This is a genomic window from Mycoplasmopsis caviae, from assembly GCF_024498215.1.
In the GTDB taxonomy this organism is placed as follows: domain Bacteria; phylum Bacillota_I; class Bacilli_A; order Mycoplasmatales; family Metamycoplasmataceae; genus Mycoplasmopsis; species Mycoplasmopsis caviae.
Genome location: NZ_CP101806.1, coordinates 1,104,856 through 1,125,674, shown reverse-complemented (window position 1 = coordinate 1,125,674; position 20,819 = coordinate 1,104,856). Strand labels below are relative to the sequence as shown.

At 27.9% G+C, this 20,819-nt stretch carries 18 protein-coding genes; 7 read left to right on the top strand and 11 right to left on the bottom strand.

Annotated features, from left to right (window positions below):
• Nucleotides 1-126 precede the first annotated feature (126 nt).
• A complete protein-coding gene (locus NPA07_RS05545; RefSeq protein ID WP_126118220.1) occupies nt 127-2,889 on the top strand; it encodes a YobI family P-loop NTPase in 2,763 nt (920 codons plus the stop codon).
• 44 nt (nt 2,890-2,933) lie between these two features.
• On the opposite strand, the gene NPA07_RS05540 is transcribed toward NPA07_RS05545, so the two are convergent.
• From NPA07_RS05540 to NPA07_RS05530, 3 genes are read right to left on the bottom strand one after another with little or no spacing between them, the layout of a single operon-like run.
• On the bottom strand, nt 2,934-3,962 hold the full coding sequence (locus NPA07_RS05540) for an ABC transporter ATP-binding protein (protein WP_126118221.1): 1,029 nt from the start codon (nt 3,960-3,962) through the stop codon (nt 2,934-2,936).
• On the bottom strand, nt 3,962-5,842 hold the full coding sequence (locus NPA07_RS05535; RefSeq protein ID WP_126118222.1) for an ABC transporter permease: 1,881 nt from the start codon (nt 5,840-5,842) through the stop codon (nt 3,962-3,964). Before NPA07_RS05535 ends, NPA07_RS05540 begins: the two co-directional genes overlap by 1 nt.
• 28 nt (nt 5,843-5,870) lie before the next feature.
• Complete coding sequence (locus NPA07_RS05530) at nt 5,871-6,707, bottom strand: HAD-IIB family hydrolase (RefSeq protein WP_126118223.1); 837 nt, start codon at nt 6,705-6,707, stop codon at nt 5,871-5,873.
• A 148-nt stretch (nt 6,708-6,855) separates the two neighbouring features.
• Here NPA07_RS05530 and NPA07_RS05525 point away from each other — a divergent pair, with 148 nt between their 5' ends.
• The 5 genes from NPA07_RS05525 to rpmG all read left to right on the top strand — a co-directional run bounded on the left by NPA07_RS05525 (nt 6,856) and on the right by rpmG (nt 13,725).
• Nucleotides 6,856-7,197, top strand: a complete 342-nt coding sequence (locus NPA07_RS05525) for a hypothetical protein (protein ID WP_126118224.1) — start codon at nt 6,856-6,858, stop codon at nt 7,195-7,197.
• A 188-nt stretch (nt 7,198-7,385) separates the two neighbouring features.
• Nucleotides 7,386-10,985 carry a transglutaminase-like domain-containing protein gene (locus tag NPA07_RS05520; RefSeq protein WP_126118225.1) on the top strand — a complete coding sequence of 1,200 codons (3,600 nt, stop codon included), beginning with the start codon at nt 7,386-7,388 and terminating at the stop codon, nt 10,983-10,985.
• A 238-nt stretch (nt 10,986-11,223) separates the two neighbouring features.
• On the top strand, nt 11,224-11,778 hold the full coding sequence (locus NPA07_RS05515; RefSeq protein ID WP_126118226.1) for an inorganic diphosphatase: 555 nt from the start codon (nt 11,224-11,226) through the stop codon (nt 11,776-11,778).
• A 65-nt stretch (nt 11,779-11,843) separates the two neighbouring features.
• A complete protein-coding gene (locus NPA07_RS05510) occupies nt 11,844-13,493 on the top strand; it encodes a transglutaminase domain-containing protein (protein ID WP_174705416.1) in 1,650 nt (549 codons plus the stop codon).
• A 79-nt stretch (nt 13,494-13,572) separates the two neighbouring features.
• The gene (gene rpmG / locus NPA07_RS05505; protein ID WP_126118227.1) at nt 13,573-13,725 is read left to right on the top strand and encodes a 50S ribosomal protein L33; all 153 of its coding nucleotides are present in this window, start codon (nt 13,573-13,575) and stop codon (nt 13,723-13,725) included.
• Nucleotides 13,726-13,877: 152 nt separating this feature from the next.
• Here rpmG and gatB read toward each other — a convergent pair whose 3' ends face one another.
• Genes gatB through NPA07_RS05465 form a run of 8 tightly spaced genes read right to left on the bottom strand, consistent with a single transcriptional unit; the run spans nt 13,878 to nt 20,197 of the window.
• Nucleotides 13,878-15,299 (bottom strand): Asp-tRNA(Asn)/Glu-tRNA(Gln) amidotransferase subunit GatB, encoded by a 1,422-nt coding sequence (gene gatB / locus NPA07_RS05500; RefSeq protein WP_126118228.1) that lies wholly within the window; start codon nt 15,297-15,299, stop codon nt 13,878-13,880.
• The gene (locus tag NPA07_RS05495; RefSeq protein WP_126118229.1) at nt 15,292-16,614 is read right to left on the bottom strand and encodes an amidase family protein; all 1,323 of its coding nucleotides are present in this window, start codon (nt 16,612-16,614) and stop codon (nt 15,292-15,294) included. Before NPA07_RS05495 ends, gatB begins: the two co-directional genes overlap by 8 nt.
• Nucleotides 16,615-16,917 carry an Asp-tRNA(Asn)/Glu-tRNA(Gln) amidotransferase subunit GatC gene (locus tag NPA07_RS05490; RefSeq protein ID WP_126118230.1) on the bottom strand — a complete coding sequence of 101 codons (303 nt, stop codon included), beginning with the start codon at nt 16,915-16,917 and terminating at the stop codon, nt 16,615-16,617. It abuts the gene before it with no gap.
• A gap of 8 nt (nt 16,918-16,925) precedes the next feature.
• Nucleotides 16,926-17,768, bottom strand: coding sequence for a pseudouridine synthase (locus NPA07_RS05485; protein ID WP_126118231.1), 843 nt, complete (start codon nt 17,766-17,768; stop codon nt 16,926-16,928).
• Between the two features lie 50 nt (nt 17,769-17,818).
• Nucleotides 17,819-18,403 carry an SMC-Scp complex subunit ScpB gene (gene scpB, locus NPA07_RS05480; RefSeq protein ID WP_126118232.1) on the bottom strand — a complete coding sequence of 195 codons (585 nt, stop codon included), beginning with the start codon at nt 18,401-18,403 and terminating at the stop codon, nt 17,819-17,821.
• Nucleotides 18,393-19,151 (bottom strand): segregation/condensation protein A, encoded by a 759-nt coding sequence (locus NPA07_RS05475; protein ID WP_126118233.1) that lies wholly within the window; start codon nt 19,149-19,151, stop codon nt 18,393-18,395. The genes scpB and NPA07_RS05475 overlap by 11 nt, the downstream gene beginning before the upstream one ends.
• A complete protein-coding gene (locus tag NPA07_RS05470) occupies nt 19,141-19,887 on the bottom strand; it encodes a lysophospholipid acyltransferase family protein (protein WP_126118234.1) in 747 nt (248 codons plus the stop codon). Before NPA07_RS05470 ends, NPA07_RS05475 begins: the two co-directional genes overlap by 11 nt.
• Before the next feature lies 1 nt (nt 19,888).
• The gene (locus NPA07_RS05465; RefSeq protein ID WP_126118235.1) at nt 19,889-20,197 is read right to left on the bottom strand and encodes a 4'-phosphopantetheinyl transferase superfamily protein; all 309 of its coding nucleotides are present in this window, start codon (nt 20,195-20,197) and stop codon (nt 19,889-19,891) included.
• Between the two features lie 292 nt (nt 20,198-20,489).
• On the opposite strand from NPA07_RS05465, the gene NPA07_RS05460 reads away from it, so the two are divergent.
• On the top strand, nt 20,490-20,741 hold the full coding sequence (locus NPA07_RS05460; protein ID WP_256553178.1) for a hypothetical protein: 252 nt from the start codon (nt 20,490-20,492) through the stop codon (nt 20,739-20,741).
• Nucleotides 20,742-20,819: the final 78 nt, after the last annotated feature.

Here is a 20,819-nt window from a genome sequence, read left to right as displayed (position 1 = left end):
CAATTTTTTCATTAAAAAACCTTTAAAACAGCGTAAAAAAAAAACCAGCGTTTTTTTGATTTTCCAATTTAATTATTAGTTAAATTAATAATGTATAATTTTACTACTTATATTTAGGAGGTTAGGATGTCACAAAACAATAATGCTTCTTCTTTTACAAATCACCAATGTATAAGAAACGGCAACATCCAAAACGAAGCTCAAAATGACGAGCACAAAATTGAAACTCAAGAATTATATACAAGTGAAGAAATGAAAAATTCTAATGCATTCAAGTTATATAAAAAATCACTTGATTTTGCTATTAGTAACAATAATGATAAAGTTAATAATATTGCGATTATTGGTTCACGTGATGGACAAAATAAAAATGTTATTGAAACATATAAAACTAGCAGAACTGATTTAAATATGGCTAATGTTTCTTTGGCAAATGCAAACAAAGACTTACTTGAGTCAGAAATTATCAACCAAATCACAGGACAAGTTAGCAAGAAAAATATTAATGTAGCAAGTAATAAAACAAGTGCAAAACACATTGTTTTATGGACAACATTAACAAGTATTTTTATCTTGCTTTCTGTTGTTTTCTTTAGTTTCAGTGCACGTAAAATTATTAACCAAGGTTGAAGCAAAACGTTTGATTTAAACCATATTGCATTCTTTCTACCAATAGCCTTTATTCTTTTTGGGATGGTTGTAGGTTTTCTTGCAGTTGCTATTTATTATGGTAGAAATTACTTGATTGATTTAAAGAAATCTAAAAATATTGTTATTCAAGAGACTAAGGAAATAGCGGTTATTGAGGACAAAGAAAATCTTATTAATTTAATTGATAAGGCAGGTTTAGATGCTCTAATTATTGAAGATTTTGGTGAAAATGATGCATTTGAATATATCAAAAAAATTAAAGATATTAATACTCTTGTGAACAAGAGAAGAGAGAAGAGAACAAGTAAGATTTTAATTAAACTTGCTGACAAAAAGGAACAAATCAAAAAGTTTTATGAGTCTAAATTTTATGTTAGAAAATGTAAAGCTATTAAGTTCTTCTATGTAATTGATAATACACTTGCTTCATTAGAAGATAAAGGAAATATCTTTGACTTCTCACTAACAGTTTTACCAATCAGTAGGGAATTTAAAAAAGAGCAAATTAATAAGCTATTAGTTCAAGCAAATTTAGGCACAAAAGAATTATCATGAATTAAACAAATTGAGGATCTTAAATTAAGTAAAGTATTGATGAATGACTTTAATATGTATTCAGAAATACACAACTTCAAATTAAGCAATACAATGGGTGAAGATGTAAAGGCTGAATTTAAGAAAGATTACAACAATAATTTTGAAGAAATTGTTAAATATGTAAATAGTTCATTGCAAAACAATGTATTTAGCAAAATTAAAAACCAAAACAATTTAGCATTAAATGCATTCAAAGCTCTAAAAGAAACACTTGGCGAAGAAAACAAGATTGCACAAGAGTTAGCCTATGCCGGTTGTTCTATTCACTATCAAGAAGTAGGCTTTGACTCATATATTGAAAGTCAACTAGAAATATTAAAAAATAATCCTGAACTTGAAATATTCCTTAAAGTTAAGAAACCTAATGAAAGTAGATATCTAATTACTTATTCAAGAAAAACTTTAAAAAACAGCAGAACAAAATTATTTGCTTTCTTAATTTACAAGAATTTATTCACAAAAGAATACAGCAATTTACTTGATGACAAAGGTTGATTACACCGATTAAATTCAGTTAAGAAAAGACAATTTAATAGATTATTCAAAATAGTTGAAAACGCTAATAATGAAAAAGTTTTTGCAAATATTAAATTGAACGGTGAGTCAATTCCAGTTAAATGAATAGGATATTTATTAACATTTAATTTATGCTCACAATTAAATCTTGATATGAATTTAACTGAATCATTTTACTGATCAAGAGAATTTATAACCAATGCCATTGTCGAATCACTTTCAAACAAAGAATGTGCAGAAGTTATAATTAATAAAGAAATCTTTATGAATTTCACACAAGATGAATACCAAAGAATTGAAACTAAGAAAAGTATAATTGATTTTGAAAAAGCAAGAGAAGAAATTAGCGATGAATACCAAAGTGAACATCTTGAATTAATTGAACAACTTTATAAAGATTCATTTATTGGTTTAGATTTCCAATATTATATGAATGATAGTCATCAACTTTCAAGTGAAATTGAAATTGATGGAAGTGGTGAAGAAGTTGGCACAAATGAAAATGAAGTTGACTTAAATATTAAGATTCAAAATGTGAAAAATTTAGATCAACCAAAAGAAGAAGTTAAAAAAGTTGTTGATTTAGAAAATCTTGCAGATTTTGAAGAAGCCGAAATTGATGAGGAAAAAGTTTCAAAAAATGATCAAGGTATTGCAGATGAAATCATAGAAGAAGAGATTAAAGAAGCAGCAGAAGAAGTTAAAGTTGAACAAACAAAACCAACTCCAAAAATAGAAACCGAAAGAATTATTGAACCAAAACAAGAGGTTCTTGAACAACCTAAACCATTTGTTAATCCACAACCAAATGTTCAAAGTGAGCAACAAAGATTTAATTTAAATAAACCACAAGAACAACAACAAGCTTCAAGACTCCGTCAAGTTAATAACAATCAATATAGACAACCTTTTGGCCCAAATATGTATCAGCCAAATGTTCAGCAACAACCAAATCAACAACCTAAACTTAACCAATATCAAAACATTCCAAATAATGGCTATGCAAATCCAAGATTCAATCAATATCCGCCACACCAAAACCCTTATCAAATTAACAACCCAACAAACATGAATCAAGGACCACATAACCAATTTCAAAGACCTAATGGACCTATGAAACGTTAAGTTTGTAATAAAAATAGAACCATGAATTTAACACGGTTCTATTTTTATTCACTATTTTCAGCCTTAAAATATAGTTCATTAAGACTTAGTTTATTTTCAGCAAAACTATAAATTTCTATCTTGTTTTTTAGACAGTATTCAAATATGATATTAACATCTTGCGACATAATATTAATATAAATATAATCATGCTTAACTAGATAATCAAAATTGTTGGTTTCCAGAAATTTAACAATAAGTTCATTGTTGCTTGAATTAATCTTCTTATTATATTTTGTGTTTTTTAACTTCTCTTCAATAGTACCATGGTCAAGCACTTTTCCTTTTGCTAATACAGTAAAGGTGTCGATATATCTTTCCAATTCTAGAAGTATATGGCTTGAAATAAAAATAGTTTTACCCTGTTTATTTAAATCCTTAATTTGTTCATAAAATATTACCCTTGCACTTGGGTCTAAATTAGCAGCAGGCTCATCCATAATTAAAATTTCCGGGTCATTTAACAAAGCTTGCATTAGCAAAACTGTTTTCTTTTGACCTGAAGAAAGTTGTTCAGGTGACTTTTCAAATTCAGCTCCATCAAATTTGTATTTTTTTAGTAAACTATCAACTTTTTCCACTGCTTGTTTTTGACTTAAATTTGACATTTTAGCAAATGCTAAAAGATATTCTCGGACCTTAATCTTCTTTGGAAAAAGGGAAACTTCTGGAATATAACCAATAAGTTCTTTTGATTTCTTATTAGTTGACTCAATTCCGTTGATAAAAATTTTACCTATCTTTGATGGATAGAAACCTAAAATAGATCTTATTGTTGTAGTTTTTCCTGCTCCATTATCTCCAATAAAACCATGAAAAGAGCCTTTTTTAACATCAAATGAGACATTATCAAGTGCTTTTTTGAAATCTCCACAATCTAGTTTAAAGAACTTATGTAAATGCTGGATTGATATAGCAACATCTTCAGATGGTTTTTGATATTTATTACTTTTAGCTTGCTTAATTTCCTTTTTATATAACTTCTTTTTTTCTCAAAAAAGTTTTCACTTACTTTTTTTATTATCTTCTTTCATTATTTAAAGTTCCTTCTAATAAATATTGCTCATCCACCGGCTATCATTGTGCTTGATGCTAATATTGATATTACAATTGTTGAAGCAAGGGACATATGTTCTTTTCTAGTCACCACGATTAAATCTCTATCAAGAGGAGTTAATTTAATTAGTTCAATTTTACTAATTTCTTCAAGTGCATTTAATTCATCTAGATTATCATTAGAAGTTTGATAACTTATAACAAATTCTTCCTTATTAATACCATATAGAAGAGCAAGTAAGTAGCCTGCTTTCTTAATTAGATCTTTATTTTCTTCAAGTTTCTTATGGTATTCCTTACTCTCTTTTTGATATTTAATCTTTTCACTTATGTTAGCATTAGCCTTTGGCTTTGAAGGTTTTTTTGTTAAGAGAGTTGCACTATTATTAAAGAAACCGCTCAATTCATCGATCTTTTGCTTGTTAAATTGATTTAGAAAAGGCGACCAATTATTCAAAATATTGGTTGGCAATGTCGATAAATCATTGTTATTTTTTTCTAAATGATTCTTGATTATTAAAAGTTCCTTAACAAGTTTTGATAAAACAAGTACCTTTTTTCCTTCGTAATTAATTGTATAAGGCAGAACTGAAAAATCAATATTTTCAACTTTTTTATATAAGGTATCTATGAACAAATTCTCAAACAATTTTAATTTATCAAGAATTGGCTCTATTTTTTCCTCTTTATATGTTTTGTAAATTGCTGAATATAAAAAACTCTTGCTTTGCAGATTGCTATTTAACTTATTTTGAAGCGAAATAGCATCATATGAAACACCAAACACATTTTTTGAATTAACCTGTTTTATAGTACTTTTAGTATCATTTGTGTATTCGACATTTCAAATGTTAAAAGTTATATTGTTTTCTAAATTGTAACCATATTTCTTGAATAATTCATAGTCCAGAGTGCCATCATTTTTAAGTGGATTAATTGAATAATAATTTATTTTTTTATTTAAGGCATTAATACGGTGGTCAAAAGCACCAGCCTGTTTTGAGAAATAATTTTCAATATTTAATCAAAACAGGTAATTGTAAATTGATTTATGAGTGTCGTTTATATGTGATGTTAAATCCTCTGATTCATTGCTAATATTAAGAAGCACATTTCTTAAATCATCATTGTATCTACTCATTAATATAGGTTCATTTTTATTTATTTTATTCTTTAATTTATTAATAAATTTAGTGTTGCTTTTTTCCTTAGCTGGTAACATTGCAATAACATTGTTTGTTGATCGAGTAACGGTTCTAATGTTGTCAGTTGATCAAGCAAACTTGACAACACCAAAAATAGTTGTTATTAAAAAAGGAATAGCACCAATTAGTATTTGAAAAATTCTTATACCCACACTTGAGTGAATTAAACTTGCAATACCAAGGGCAAAAAATGCACTTAAACTTATGGCTAATAAATGCGAAGCTGAAGCTTGAAAAATTTCACTAACATTAATGACAGGATAAATGAATCTACTTATAAAATAGCCCAATTCGATAATTGCTACAGAAAACAAAAGTCCAATTAAACAAACCAAAACATTAGCAAAATAAATTTGAGTTCTACTTATTGGCTTTGAATATAAAATATAATCAACACCTTCGTTTTTGTACTTGTAAAAAACAGTTTGGCAAACAAAAGTAGCAACTATAAATATCATAAAAATCGAAAAATGGTTGATATTATTAAGATAATTAATTGAATAAAGTAATTTTTCAAAAATCTCTGCTGATGGCGAACTTATTTTAAGAATTCCATTAATAAGTATAAAAAACAAACCAAAAACCAAAGGCACAACATAACTTGATGCGTGTCTAAAATAAATCTTTAATTGTAAATTAAAAAATGCTCTCATTTTGTTTCTCTTCTACTAAATAATTTTATTAATCAAATTTTGATAGCAAACTTTCTAATGTTTTAAATAAGCCACCATTTTTGTTAGAAAAAGGACTGACAAAATCTGCTTTTTGCTTAAATTCAGGTACCGAATTTTTCATAGCAATAACATAACCCATATGCTTAATTGTGCTTGAGTCGTTTTGTGAATCTCCGACATGTCAGCACTCACTTGGCTCGACACCAAAACTTTTTGCTAAATATTTATTTGATGTTCCTTTTGATGCAAACGACGATGTTACTTCTAAAAATTCATTCTTAAAGCCAGAAATTGAAACATTAAGATCACTAGGTCATAATTTTTCCAATTCTTTTGCAAATAAGTGAATCTTCTTTTTGCAGAAGTTTACAAATAATAATTTATAAACTTCTGATTCGTTGGTTCATTCACTTAGTTTAAAACACTTGCCTTTTTTAAAATATGCTGCCAACTTTAAAAGTGGTGAATTTGAATATAACCCTCCCCTAAAGTCAGAGTTAACAATAATTGACATTTTTCACTTTTTTGCCAATTTAAAAATTTCTTCCACTATTTGTGGCTCAATTGAAACTGAAAAAATTTCTTCATTGTTTTTAATAACCTTAGCACCATTCCAAGCCACAAAGCTTTGATTGTTTCCACACTTTGATGCCAATGTTTTGGTTGCTTCAAGAACCCCGCGGCCCGTTGAAACAATAATGTCAAGGTCATATTTTTCTTTAAGTTTCCTAATTCCTTCTTGATTAATTTGACTAATGTCTTTTTTAAATTTAGTTTTCTTATCTATTGTTGTTCCATCAAGATCGATAAAGATTATTTTAGGTTTTTTCATTTCTCTATTCATAGTAATTTAAATTATATTAAAGTTTATTTTATTAAGATAACATTATGCTTTTTTGCTATTATATTTGAATTTGTGCTCAAACTAATTTAATAACAAAATTAGCAATTTTGCTATACTTAATAAAGTTATAAAAGGAGCACAAAATAATATGAATTCACACTCAAATAATCCATTTTATTATGTAGGAACACACCAATTAAATGCACCTTATTTAGTTTTATTTATTTTTGGTATTTTATTTATTCTTATTGGAATTACAAGCTTTTTCTTTTACCCTAGTGCAAAAGAAAAAGCACAATTTTATAAAGAAAAACAAATGGAAGAATATAAGAAAAATAACCCAAAATCAAAAGTAACAAACTATGAGGCAACAGGTATGTATTTGCCTGCCTGAGAGAGAATTAAATTATTTGCTCCTATATTTTTTGGTATTTTACTAGTAGTTGTTGGAGTAACAATGATTGTTCGCAAAACAATTACAACATTATAGAGTTATAGAGATATTCAAAGTGTTCTTGCAACACTTTGATTTTTAATTATGTTGTATACATATGTTCAGAGCGCAAAAATACCCATTTTCCATTTAACTTGCATAAGTGCTTATGTCTTAATTACCTTAGAAAATGAAATATAATTTAAATATTAAGTAATAAAAATTTTACAAGCGGGTTCCTAATCATGAAGAAGAAAACTAAATTGTTTTTAAGTAATTTATTAATTGCACCACTATCAACTTCTTTTGTTTTCATCGCAAGTTGTAATTGAAAAACAAAAGGCGACACTTTTGATATTAACAAATATGCTCTGAATGTTAAATTTAATATACCTGACATAAAAAATAAGATGTTAACTGATATTAAAGGCATAAAAGATTTTGAAATTTTAGATTTCAATAGTTCTAATTTTGAAATAACTAATTTTAAATTAGTAAAAGATGGTTTTAAAAATAATTTGACAATTAAATTTAATGTTAAAGATAAGAAAACGTCTCTAATAAGCGAAGAACAAAAGAGAAATTTTGTTGGCTTTAAGAATCTAGCCAGTTTAGAAGAAGTCATAAATTCAATTCGGGTTTCATTAAAATCACCAGATTTTACAAAAAGCAACATTGAAAAATTGCAAAAGGAAGCATTTAATGTTTCACATTATGATGAGTTAATCTATTTCTTAAATTTTGACAATTTTATTTTTACTAAAAACAGTGTCAAGGCTTCTATTTCATTTAGATTTTTAAGTAATCCAAATAAGAAAATTTCAAAAGAATTTGATTTTACAATTAAGGAAGAAATTGATAATAAGCAAAGCGAAAAACAAAAAACAAATGATGTTTTAATAGGTGTTAAAGCTGTTTTATTAAATAAAAATGAATATGCAAAAAATATTGTTGAAAATTGAAAAAATAACGGTTTTATAACCCTTTCGGGCTTGCCGGCTAATATTAGTGGTGAAATTATAGATGTTAGGTTAAAAACAAGTGATTCAATTGAAATTATGTATTGAATCAAAAATACAAAAGACAATATTGTTTCAGATACAAAAACTGAAATTTTGAATTTAGAAGCTAAAAGTTCAAAATTAGTTGAATACAAGGAATATATAGAAAAAAATTATAAAGGTTCAAAGTCGACTCTTCCTGGTGAATATAAAACAGGGAATGGCTGGTCTTCAAGTGAACAAAACATAAGATGAAATAATTATGAATTGTCAAGCGAAAATCACAATTCAGTTTTTTATGGTTCAAACCCTAATGGTATTGAGGGATCAATCAACTCTTCATATTTTAGAAAATCACAAATTGGTAAAGATGAGGATGAAATAAAAGAACTTGAAGAGTTATTTAACAATTTAGTTTCAAATTATGAAACTTCTTCATATAACCTTAGAAGCCAATATTTTAATGCAAAAAATATGACTGAAGCAATGTTAAATTGATATTCTAATCATTGAGCAGATTATAATTATATTCACACAAATGTAAGTGATTTTTCATTTCCAAATGAGGCAAATTGATATGGTTCTATTTTTAACAAAGAAATAAACAATAACTTAAAAAATCACAAATTTTTTAGACTATTTTCAATGGAAAAATCTTGAGAAAAATGAGACTATGATGAAATGATTAGTAATAAAAAAATTAAAGAACTAATGTATGAATTCATAAAAAACGGTATTAATCAAATACAAAGTGATATGAGCGATATTGATAAAATTTATACTTTGGTAAGATATGTTACTGATTGCTTTACTTATGACTTCCACAAAGAAAAACAACCACTATATACAGCACTTCAGACTAAAATTGCAGTATGTCATCATTATGCTACCTTTTTAGCCTTGTTGTTAAACCTTGTTGGTGTTAAAGCAGTTCCAATATCAACTGATGAACTTGTTCATAAAGTTGTAGCAGTAAAAGTAAAACAAGATACAGACGATAAACCAAAGTGATATTTTACTGATTGTACCGAATTTGATACACCACCAAGTGCAAGTTTACCTTCAGGTAAGTTTGATTATACAAGTCGCGAGAGATGAAAAATTGATCAATTACTAACAAATTATGAATTATCAATCCCAAATCCTGTTAAAGGGATGAAGGTTACAAATGTTTTGAATATTCATTTACCATGAGACAAATTAAATGATCCTTCTTATGCTGGCGATAGAAACTTTTATGGCAATAGCATTTTTTATCAAATAAAAAAACCAAATAATAATCTAAATTATGTTGAAGATTCAAGCATAACAATGTATCATTCAAAACACGAAAACGGCCCATCAAGATTTTTCTACTGAAAGAATAATTGATATACTATTTCAAATTACATGAAAGATGGTAAAAGTCATATTGGCCTATTTAGATTTCAGTTAGAAAGCACGAAAATGAAGTTGATTAAGAATGAGATTCAAACATTTGAATCTTCTGATGAATTATCAAATAAAATAGTGTTAAGTGAAAATGCAGCAGGTGCACGTATTTTCCAGGAGAAAAATTTGCTTTATCATTTTTATTATAAAAAAGACGCAACAACAAGCACAGAATCAGACTACACATTAAAAGTTTATGATTTAACAAAAAATGATAGTTCTTGCTGTATTTTAACAAAAGATGTTTCAACTGAAGCAAGTGAGCTAGTTTTAGCAAATAAAAAAATTGATTTCTATGTTAAAAATGGAGAAATAAACCTATATAGATACAATTCTAATTTGGATGAAAATACAAAATTTGATCCCGATGTTACTAAAAAAATAATTATGGATGACAAATTAAAAAACATTGAGGAAGAAAAAACAAATAACGAATTATTGCGTAAATTTGCTTTAGCAAGATTTCAATTTGGTTCATATATGTATTCAGACTTGTCTACAAGATCAGTTTATTTACCACTAAATTTGAGAAAAGAATTTGATGAATTAAAAAGTGAATTAAGTCAAAAATTAAATTTATCAACTAATTACCATGATAATAATTTGTATAGTGAGTTTTCAACAAGGATTGATTTATTATTAAAAAAATTAAATGAAGCAGTTAAAAATAAATGAGGTAAGCTAACATTTTATAAGATTGATGATTTACAAAGTAACATTAATGTTTTTAATAGTAATTTGCAAGGTCTAAATTTTAAATTAACAGACAAATATTGAGTTAATGACACATTAAATAAGCATTTTTACTATGATGTATTTTTTAGTGAAACAAAACCAAGCGATGAAAGCGAAATGAACAATGCAAGTAAACTAGTTTTTAAAGGCATTTCATTAAAAGAATTAAAAAGTATCAAATTAAATCAATTTGAACACAACGGATTTTTATGAATTAAAGGTTATTTCGGAACAGAGGAGCAAAATTACATATTTTCAAATGTTTCAAATATTAGGAAAACCAAATGAGAATTTAGTTCACATACAAAATCTAATTTAGGATTACATTCTAATATTTCTACAACTTTTTCAAAGAGCCAATTTTACGATGATGATTTTATTCTAGAAACAGAATTATCTTTTTCTGGTGATAAGAGTAAAATTAAATCAATAAAAGCAAAATTTTACCATTATTATAATGGCAACAAAAAACTTATAAATGAAAAAGATATCGATATAAATAATTTAACAAAATTACATGATAATGTTAAGTCTCAAAATAAAGAACCAGGCAAATATTTTTATGAATTCGAAGTTGAAGAAGATAACGAGATTTACAAATTTAACTCAAATGAATATTTAAGTATTTCTGAGCAAGATTCCATTAATTTCACTCCTGGCAAATATTTCTCTAGTTAATAAAAGATTAAAAATGAAAAACAGTAAAACTGCACAATGACTTATATGTTTGACACTTTTAGTCAAAAAAATTTACTAATATACCTATAAAACAGTTATATTAGTAAATTTTTAATTGGTCAATTTTGTGTTACCACAATTTAAATTAATTTGTTTTTCTTTATTTATAAATTGTTAAATTTGGAAATTTACAGTGCTATTTTCTACCGCTTTTTCACATATAACATATAATAATAATATGAGTAATATTATTGAAATTAAAATTGAAATTCCAAAGAATTCAAACATAAAATATGAATTTGATCGTGCTGATGGTAATATTCATGTAGACCGTATTTTGAGAGGAGATTTTGTCTACCCATGTAATTATGGTTTTATACCTACTGCTCTTGATTGAGATGGAGATGAGTTAGATGTGTTACTTTATTCTCCTGAAACATTTACACCAGGTGTTGTACTTAATGCAAGAATTATTGGTGCAATGAAAATGATTGATTCGGGTGAAACTGATACAAAATTAATTGCAGTGCATGCAGATGATTATCGTTTGGATGAAATTAAGAAGATAGAAGACTTACCAGAACCATTTTTAATGCACATTGAAACATTCTTTAGTAATTACAAAAATTGAAAGAAAAAAGGTGCAACAAAAGTTCAAGGTTTTGAAGGTGAAAAATGAGCTTTGGCTGAACTTAAAGAATGTCAAGAATTAATGGATAAATATGGTAAGTTGCCTAAAAAAGAATTCATTAAAAAAATGATGAAAGAGCATCCAGAAAAATACGAAGCTTAATTTTCAAAAACACCTATAAAACAGGTGTTTTTGTTCGAAAAATATTAGAATAAAAAAGGGTTAAAATGAGAAAAACAAAAAACATTTTTAGTTTATTCAGTTTACTATCTGCAACGGTTTCATTACCATTTTTTGCTACTTCATGTATCTTTCCTAAAGAGAAGAAAAATGAAGAACAAGAACCGAATGAAGATATAAATAAACCAGACATTAAACCAACTAAAAAGCCAAATAAAAACCAAACAGGATCTACCGAAGATAATAAGGTTGTTGCTAAACCTCAACCAAAACCTAAACCACAGCCTCAACCAAAACCAGTTCCAAAAGTTGAAGAAATAGATAATCGTATTTATAAGTATGGATTAAAAGCTGACTCTATTGCAGAAATGCAATTGAATGAAAATAAGAAAGCATTATCACTGTCAAAGGTTATGAATTTTGTTGGTGATATTGATAGTGTTGAACATACAAGAAATACACAACTTAATGCATTAGTTAATAAAGCCTTGAAACTCAGGGATGAATTAATTGAACTTAATGAAAAAATTTATAATGCTTTTGGATTACATGAGGGCAGATATAAAACATATCTAGATGCTTATGAAAATTTTGTTACTATTGGTTTTAATCAACTTAACACAGGTCTAACAGCAAATATTAATGGCACTCCTTATCCAACAATTAGATATATCTTAGAAAATTACGAAGACAACCCTTACACAATCCAAGGAAATATTAGATTTTTTACAAACATTTTAGATAACATTGAAAAATCAATAAATTATTACAAAAAAGACCTTGACTTGTCTTTTGATCTTAAGGACGCTTATGAGGTTGATTTAAACAATTTAGATTTTCTCAAAACTGCTAAAGCAGTTGACACATTAAGTAAAGAACAAGTATTGCAAATTCGAAAAGACTTGTTATTTAAAGGAAAAATAACAACTCAATTACAACTGACTAGACACAACTCAAGTCGTTCACAAGATAAACTATTTGCTGATTTTTATTCAACCTGATATGACATAACAGGCGGAAGCAATTATTTCAATGATGTTGCGGACACAACACTTTCATATACAAATAATAAAATATTGATCAAACCTGATAGTATTCGTTATAGAACAGATAGTGCTAGGGAAGAAGTTGAACTTAATTCCTTAATGACAGCAGTTATTTACAAGATTATTTCAAAAAATATGACAATTGAGCAAAAGGTTAGAGCTATTCACAATTGAGTAGTTGAAAACAATGAGTATTTGATAAATTGAGAATTAAAAAATTCAGATAAAGAACCATTAAGATCACAATGCCGTAGTCCTTATTCTTATTTTACTGCTCAAAAAAGAAGAATTGTTTGCGAAGGCTATGCTAGAACATTTTCTAGATTCCTGACCTTAATGAATATTCCGGTTTGATACATCGGTGGACCAGCAGCAACTACTTCTGGCCAAGAAGGTCATGCTTGAAATATGGTTAGAATAAATGGCAAGGAATATTACTTTGACCCAACATGAAATGATCCATCAATGGATGCTTCAATGGACAAAAATTTTCAAGGGAAGAGAATGATGCCCCATAGATTTAAATATTATATGCTAACTTGAAATCAAATTAAGAACACACGAGACACTGCAAGAGATTTTAGTAATACCGTAAAAGAAATTGCTTCAATACGTAATGCAAAAGGGCTTGATTATATTAAGGTCTACTAATTTGTAAAATAAATATTTTTAAAAATTGCTTTTCTTTATATAATAATAAAAGAATTTTGAACTTTTTAGGAGGGTTAAAATGCCAAGAGATGGTTTTACACTAGTTTGTGGAACATGCAAAATGGAAAATTACATTAGTAAAAAGAACAAGAAAAACACACCAGAAAAAGTTGAATTAAGTAAATATTGTTCAAAATGTAAAAAACACCAAGACCACAAAGAAAAGAAATAATAATAATGAAGCAAACGCTTCATTTTTTATTAAAATTTATATACTCACATTTTACCAAAGCCGCTGTTTGATAGGCATAATAGTGGATTGAGTAAACCAGGATAAATATTTTAAAAAAACAAAGTGACAATTCATCACTTTGTTTTAAACTATTATTTGAATTTAGCATTAAGAATTTTAAGAGAAATTTCATTGGCTTTAATTGGACTAATTTGACCCCCTGAAACTTTCATTAATGCACCCAAAATAAATTTAAGCACTCTTTCTTGCCTACTTGGAAATTCATTAATAACACCTTCATTTTGCAAAATTATGTCATTAACCCACTTTGTAATAGTAACTTCATCACTAATTTGTTTTAAATTATTATCAGTAACCAGTTTATCAAAGTCACCTTCAAAATCAACTAATAAAGGAACAAGTTTCTTAAATGAACGACCTGAAATAATGTCTTGATCCATTAATTCAATACCTTTTAGAAGGTATGAATTTTTAATATTTAACTTTAAGGGATGAACATTTTTGCTATTAGCAAGTGAAACAATTTCAGCAAAAAATAACTTAGATAATTTATCTCTATCAGCGTATTTAATTGAGTCAAAATATTTTGCTAATTCAAGATCATTTACAAGACTATTTATATAAATATTGTTAATATTTTCGCTTCTATATCTTGCTTCCCTTTCTCAAGGAAGTTCATCTAACTTAACAGAATCAATTAACTCTTTGCTCAATTTAATGAATGGAATATTTGGTTCTGGAAAGTATTTATAATCAACTTCGCCTGTTTTTGTACGCATTACAACTGTGCTTTGAGTCGCTTCATCATAACGCTTAGTTTGCTGTAAAATAGGTTTATTGGTCAAAATTTGTTTCTTTTGGAATTCAATTTCAAACTCAATAGCATTCTTAATTGCTCTAAATGAGTTCATATTTTTAATCTCAACCTTTGTACCATATCCTTTATATCCAAATGGTCTAAGTGAAATATTAACATCAGCACGCAGGCTACCTTGTTCCATTTTTGCATCACTAATGTTCAAACTCAAAGCAGTCTTACGAATTAAGTCGACATAGGCAACAGCCTCATCTGCACTTCTTAAAACTGGGTAAGTTACTATTTCAATTAATGGCACACCAGCACGATTATAATCTAACTTAGTTCCCTCGTCATCGTGGTGTTGTCTTGCAGTATCTTCTTCAAGGTGAATTCTTTCAATAAGAATTTTTTTAGGTCCTTTATCAGTATTAATTGTTAAATAGCCATTTGAACCAATTGGCCTAAAAAACTGTGTAATTTGATAGCCCTTAGGTAAGTCTGGGTAAAAATAATTCTTACGATCAAAGTGCAGCTCATCATCAATAGTCATATTTAGTGCCTTAGCTAACTTAATTCCACTTAAAACAGCAGCCTTATTTACTAATGGCAGTGTTCCTGGATAACCTAAATCAATTTGATTTATGGTTGTATTTGGCTCTGCATTAAAGTCAATTTTAGCAGGCGAAAACATTTTTGTCTTAGTATTTAATTCCAAATGAATCTCGATACCAATAATGACTTCAAAATTACTCATTTTCACCTCCTAAAAATTCTTCAAGTCACAATGCACAACTTAAAAGCTTTTGATCTTGATAGATTGCTGAATCAATTGCTAAATTTATTGGCAGTTGATTTTTCTTAATTCAAGGAATTGTAATTGATGGATTACCAGCAAGGTTTGAACCTGTTAAAATGTACCCCATATATTTGTAGTTTTTGTTAGCTTTTTCAATATATGGCGCAACATCTGCATAGGCAGGATAAATAATAATGTCATATTCTTTATGCAAATTATCTCAGTATTCTTTAAAAAGTCTGCGCCCTTTTTGTGCTTTTAAAAATAGTTCATTCTGGTTTTCTGAATGTAGGAAAAAACTACCTAAAGTTAGTCTTCTTTGCACCATTTTACCAAAACCTTGACTACGAGTAGCAGTCATAATTTCTTCTCAATTTTTGCCATCTTTTCTTGAACCAAAAGCAATACCATTTAAATTGGCAAGATTTGAACTTGCTTCTGAGTATGAAATAATGTCATATATAGCTTTAATTGAATTAAGTAAGTCGACATTAGGTTTAATAATTTCAACTTTGAGATCACTGTTTTTTTGAAGTTTATTAATTAATTGATCAAAGTTATTAGAAACAAAAGAACTTAAATTTTCCTTGACATCTAGGATTCCTATTTTCTTAGGTTTAGTTGGCTTAATATTATCAATTTTTACTTCACGTGAAGTAAAATCTTTATTATCAACACCATAAAGAACTTGCGAAATTAGAGCAATATCATTAACGTTGTGAGCAAAGTAGCTGACAGTGTCCAGGCTTGATGCATAAGCAAACATACCATAACGACTAATTGCCCCATAGCTTGGTTTAAAACCAACTTTGCCTTCAAAACTAGCAGGCAGTCTAACACTGTCGCCAGTATCAGAAGCGAGGGCAAAAGATATATTATTAGTTAATGTGGCTATTGAACCAGATGATGAACCGCCGCTCAATCTTTCTTTATCTAGTGGATTTCTAATTAGACCAAAGGCACTAAATGTTCCACTTCCGCCAAGAGCTAATTCATCACAGTAAACTTTTGCAACTCTTATTGCACCTGCATCAATTAACTTTTGAACACAGGTAGCATTATAATTTGGCTCAAAGTTTTCTAAAATTTTGCTTGAAGCAGTAGTTTTTGCATCCTTAGTTGCAAAAACTTCTTTAATTGTAAAAGTTGCATTGTTTAATAAGCCATTGCCATCTTTAAATGCTTTATCATATACATAAGAGACAGCGTTGTTTTTATTTGATTTTAATTCAGCTTGTGCTAATTCAAAGTTACCCAATACTTTTAGTTTCATTTATTTCACCACCTTTGTTGTGATTATGTACTCACTGTCATGGTCCTTTGCATTTTTTAGTGCACTTTGTTTGCTAATACTGAATGATGCGTCTTCAACATCTTCTCTTAAAAAATCTATAAGCGGTTCTTCATTAATGTGACTTAGTGCTTTAACATTTGTTGTATCAAGTTTTTTAAGCATATTTAGGTTTTTATTTAAAGCTTTTCATTCAGCCATAATTTGATCTAAAACTTCGTCAATTGGTTCTAGCATTAGCGAAGCAACTATTTTTTTAAGTTCATCTTTTGTAACCTTTTTCATTTTTCTCCTTATCAATTAATAGGGTCAATAAACTCTTTATTATTTAAATATTTTAAACCATTATCAAGATTTTTGAATCTTATTGAAAAGCAATGCAAATACAACCTTTTATCAGCCTTGCCACCATATTTTATATCACCATAAATTGGCGTATTTAAGTAGCTCATACTTAATCTAATTTGATGTTTTTTACCAGTTAAAATTGAAGCAAAAATTTCTTTATCCTTGGTATAAAAATAAGTTTTTGCAACCGGATCGCTTATACTATTTGAAACCACCATTTTCCTTAGTCTTTCATCATGTGCAACATTAATTTCAACCATTTTTTTATCTTGTTTAAAATCACTTTTAAGTTTATATATTTTTTCAAAAAAACCTGTTTTATAGTTTAATTCAACCAGTGAAGCATAATTTTTAGCATATATCATTATGCCGCTTGTTGCTTTATCAAGACGACCTATATGGCTTGGTTTAAAGCTATCTCTTTGACTATATTTTAGATAATTTAAAACTTGGATATCTAAACAATTTTTTTCAGAGTGAACTGCAACATTTATTGGTTTTGAAACAATAAGAATGTTTTCATCTTCATAAATTATTTTAAGTTGATTTTTAGACTCAAAATTGTATTCCTTTTCCTGATAATCATTTTGCTCAATACCATAAATTAAAATCTCATCAGCATCATTAATTATGTATTGAGAATTGTTAACTCTTATACCATTAATTTTGACATCTTTATTGCGCAATATTTTGTAAATATGTGAAGTAGGTGTGTTTGCTAAAATTTTCTTAAGATAACTAATAAGTTTACGGCCAGCATCGTTTTTTGTTGAGATAAATTTAAGCATTGTGCCTTTCTTAATATTAATAAAAGTGCTAAAAATAGCACCTTTAAATATTAATTATCATAGTTTTCAGGTCTTTGGCTATCAAATAAGTTAAAATCTTCTGCTTCGTTTTCAACACCATCAACAAAGTTAAATTCAGTTAATTTTGGCAATTCTGCAAGAGATTTAATTTTAAAATAGTCATAAAACTTGTTTGTGATTCCATAAAGAATTGGGTTACCTGGTGTTGGACTAATTCCAACTTCTTCAATAACCCCTTTTGTTAAAAGTGAGTTTAAAACTTGATCACTTTGTACGCCACGAATGTTATTGATCATCGAACGTGTTACTGGTTGTTTGTAAGCTGTAATACCAGCAACCTCAATAGCAGCATTTGATAAACGGTGTTTTTTAACTACCTGAACCATTTTGGTAATATATTCTTTATAAGTTTCACGTGTAGCCAATTTATAAACTTCGTTAAAGTTAACAACTTTTAGTGCACCGTCTGCATCATTATATGACTTAATGAAGTCATTCATAACTTTTCTAGCTTCTGCTATTGTATTAAGTCCAAATATTTCTTTAACTTGGATTAGTGTCAAACCTTCATCTCCTTGGACATATAATAAAGCTTCTAATATTTTATTTTTCATATTCAGGTCCTTTTTCAAATGTAATTGTATCAAATTGTTTATCTTGTCTCATTGTGATTATTTGTCTTCTAGAAAGGTCTAAAACTGCTAAAAGTGTAATAACAAAGTGATTAAGTGATGGCTGTCTAAAAATCATTTCAAATGTAACTGTTTCACAGTGGTCAAATAAATTTAGAATAAAAGGTATTTGATCCTTAGGTGTTAAATTAAATGTTTCAAGTTTTGTTCTTCTAAGTTGCATTGCATAAGTACGCTCGAACATTTTTCTAAGAGTAGTTATTAACTTAAGTGGATTTGAAGCACCATCAAGTGCACTTGAGTCATCTTCAACCATAAATTCTTCTACATCACTTGGACTCTTTATAAAGATTTCACGGCGTAGTGCTTCTTGTTGTCTAAGTGTTTGAGAAATTTCTTTGAACTGTTGATATTCATATAAACGACGTAGAATTTCTTTTTTGTCTTCTTCAATTTCAGGTTTTTCTTCCGGTGTATAAAGAAGCATTTTAGTCTTAAGGGCTAAAAGAGTTGCAGCCATAACTAAATAGTCTCCAGCAACATCAATTTCATGCTCTTGTAGATTTTGAATTATTTTTAAATAAGCAGTAGCTAGCTCACTAACATCAACATCCATAATGTCAACATTTTTTTCTTGAACCAGAGCTAGTAAAAGATCAAGTGGACCATCAAAGTTTTCTAACTTAATGTCATACTTATGATCATCTGTGGCATATAAACTAACTTTCATTTTCTAGTTCCCTTTCCATAAGGTTTCTAACTCTATCAGCCAGTGCACCAGGTTCAATTGACATAAATGAACTAGGCTTCATTGGACTTAAAAATTTAACTTTGATTTCAATTTTTTTGCTTCTACTTTTATTAAAAGCATCTCTTGAGTCACTAATAACAACAGGAACAATTGGTAAATAATGGCTAATTGCGACTTTGAATGCACCGGCTTTAAATTCTCCTAAACCATCACCATCAACTCGAGTGCCTTCTGGAAAAATAACACCATAAGTCCTATTTTCTTTAACAAACGAACCAAATTTAGCAAGGCTTTCAAATGCTTCTCTAAAATTTTGTCTATCAATATAAACTGCATCAATTAAATTTAATGCATTCTTAATAACCGCCTTTTTAGAAAGTTTTTTTTTAGCTAAGAACGTTGCGATCTTGTTTTTTTCTTCCTTTGAACTTGTTTTCTTAGACAATGCCTCCATCAAAATTAAGGCGTCTGCATTTGATTTATGATTTGATATCAATAAACAAGGAGATTTAGGTAAATTTTCATAACCCTCAACAGTAACTTTGATATTAAACATTTTTAAGTAGCTTTTAACTTTTTTTAGTAATCAGTCATATCTTTGTTGTGGTGTGTAGTAATCTGGGTTACCGCGATACTTACGTGCATATGCTCTTATTCTGTAAATTCTTCAAAGTCATATTCATCAAAGAAAAACCATTTTAAAGTGAAAGTTCATATTACTCCTTCTTCTTCAAAACCACCGCTACCAGAAAATCTTCCTCGTGTGAAATTGAAATATTAAATTTTTCGTGTTCTCAAGTGTCTCTTTCTTTTTTGAGTTCAATGTTTTTGAATTCATACAGCGAATTATCTGCTTTAAATATCGCTTCCTTAATTGCTCAAATACTAGCTAAAAATTTTGATTTTAAGAAGTTATCATCAATTAATAAAAATTTTTTGAATTCATTAGGGTGCAAAAATTTTTTGACAAAATTAACTTCTGCTTTTTCAAATCTTGAAATTTTAACTATATCAACACCAATCATAGTTTAAATTATAATTTAATATTTAGTATTATACTTAAATTTAATTATAAAATAATGGTTTTATTTTATTTTGTCCACCCTGTTTTTATCTTTTATTTTGTCCATTTTTAGGTTTCAATTATTATTTTAAAAAGGAGAATTTAAATTATGGAAAATCTTGTAATTAAAACCAGATTTCAAGCAGTTGATACAGGTAAAACAACTGATTATGAAGATAAAAAAATTTTAGATTTAAAAAATTCAACAATATTGAAATAGACCAAATGCCGAAATATCAAAAATATTAGGAAAATTGGGTTGTAGAACATCAACAAAAACAATTAAAAGATATAGAAATCAAATATTGATTGCATCTACAAATAACCAAGATGCAATCAGTATATCACATGGTAATAAAAATAAACTTAGGGGTGTGAAAGTAAGTGATTCAGTTATTATTGATTTAACTAATAGATATTATGAATTAGTGGAACATATTGAGAAAATATCAAAAGGTGATCTTAGTGTAGCCTTGTTGCATTTTTACAATAATGAGTCTTACTAATGATGAAAAAAATTGTTGCCTTTCACTACCTTTTATAAAAGAATGCTTAGACTTGGTTATTGCAGTTCATATGCAACG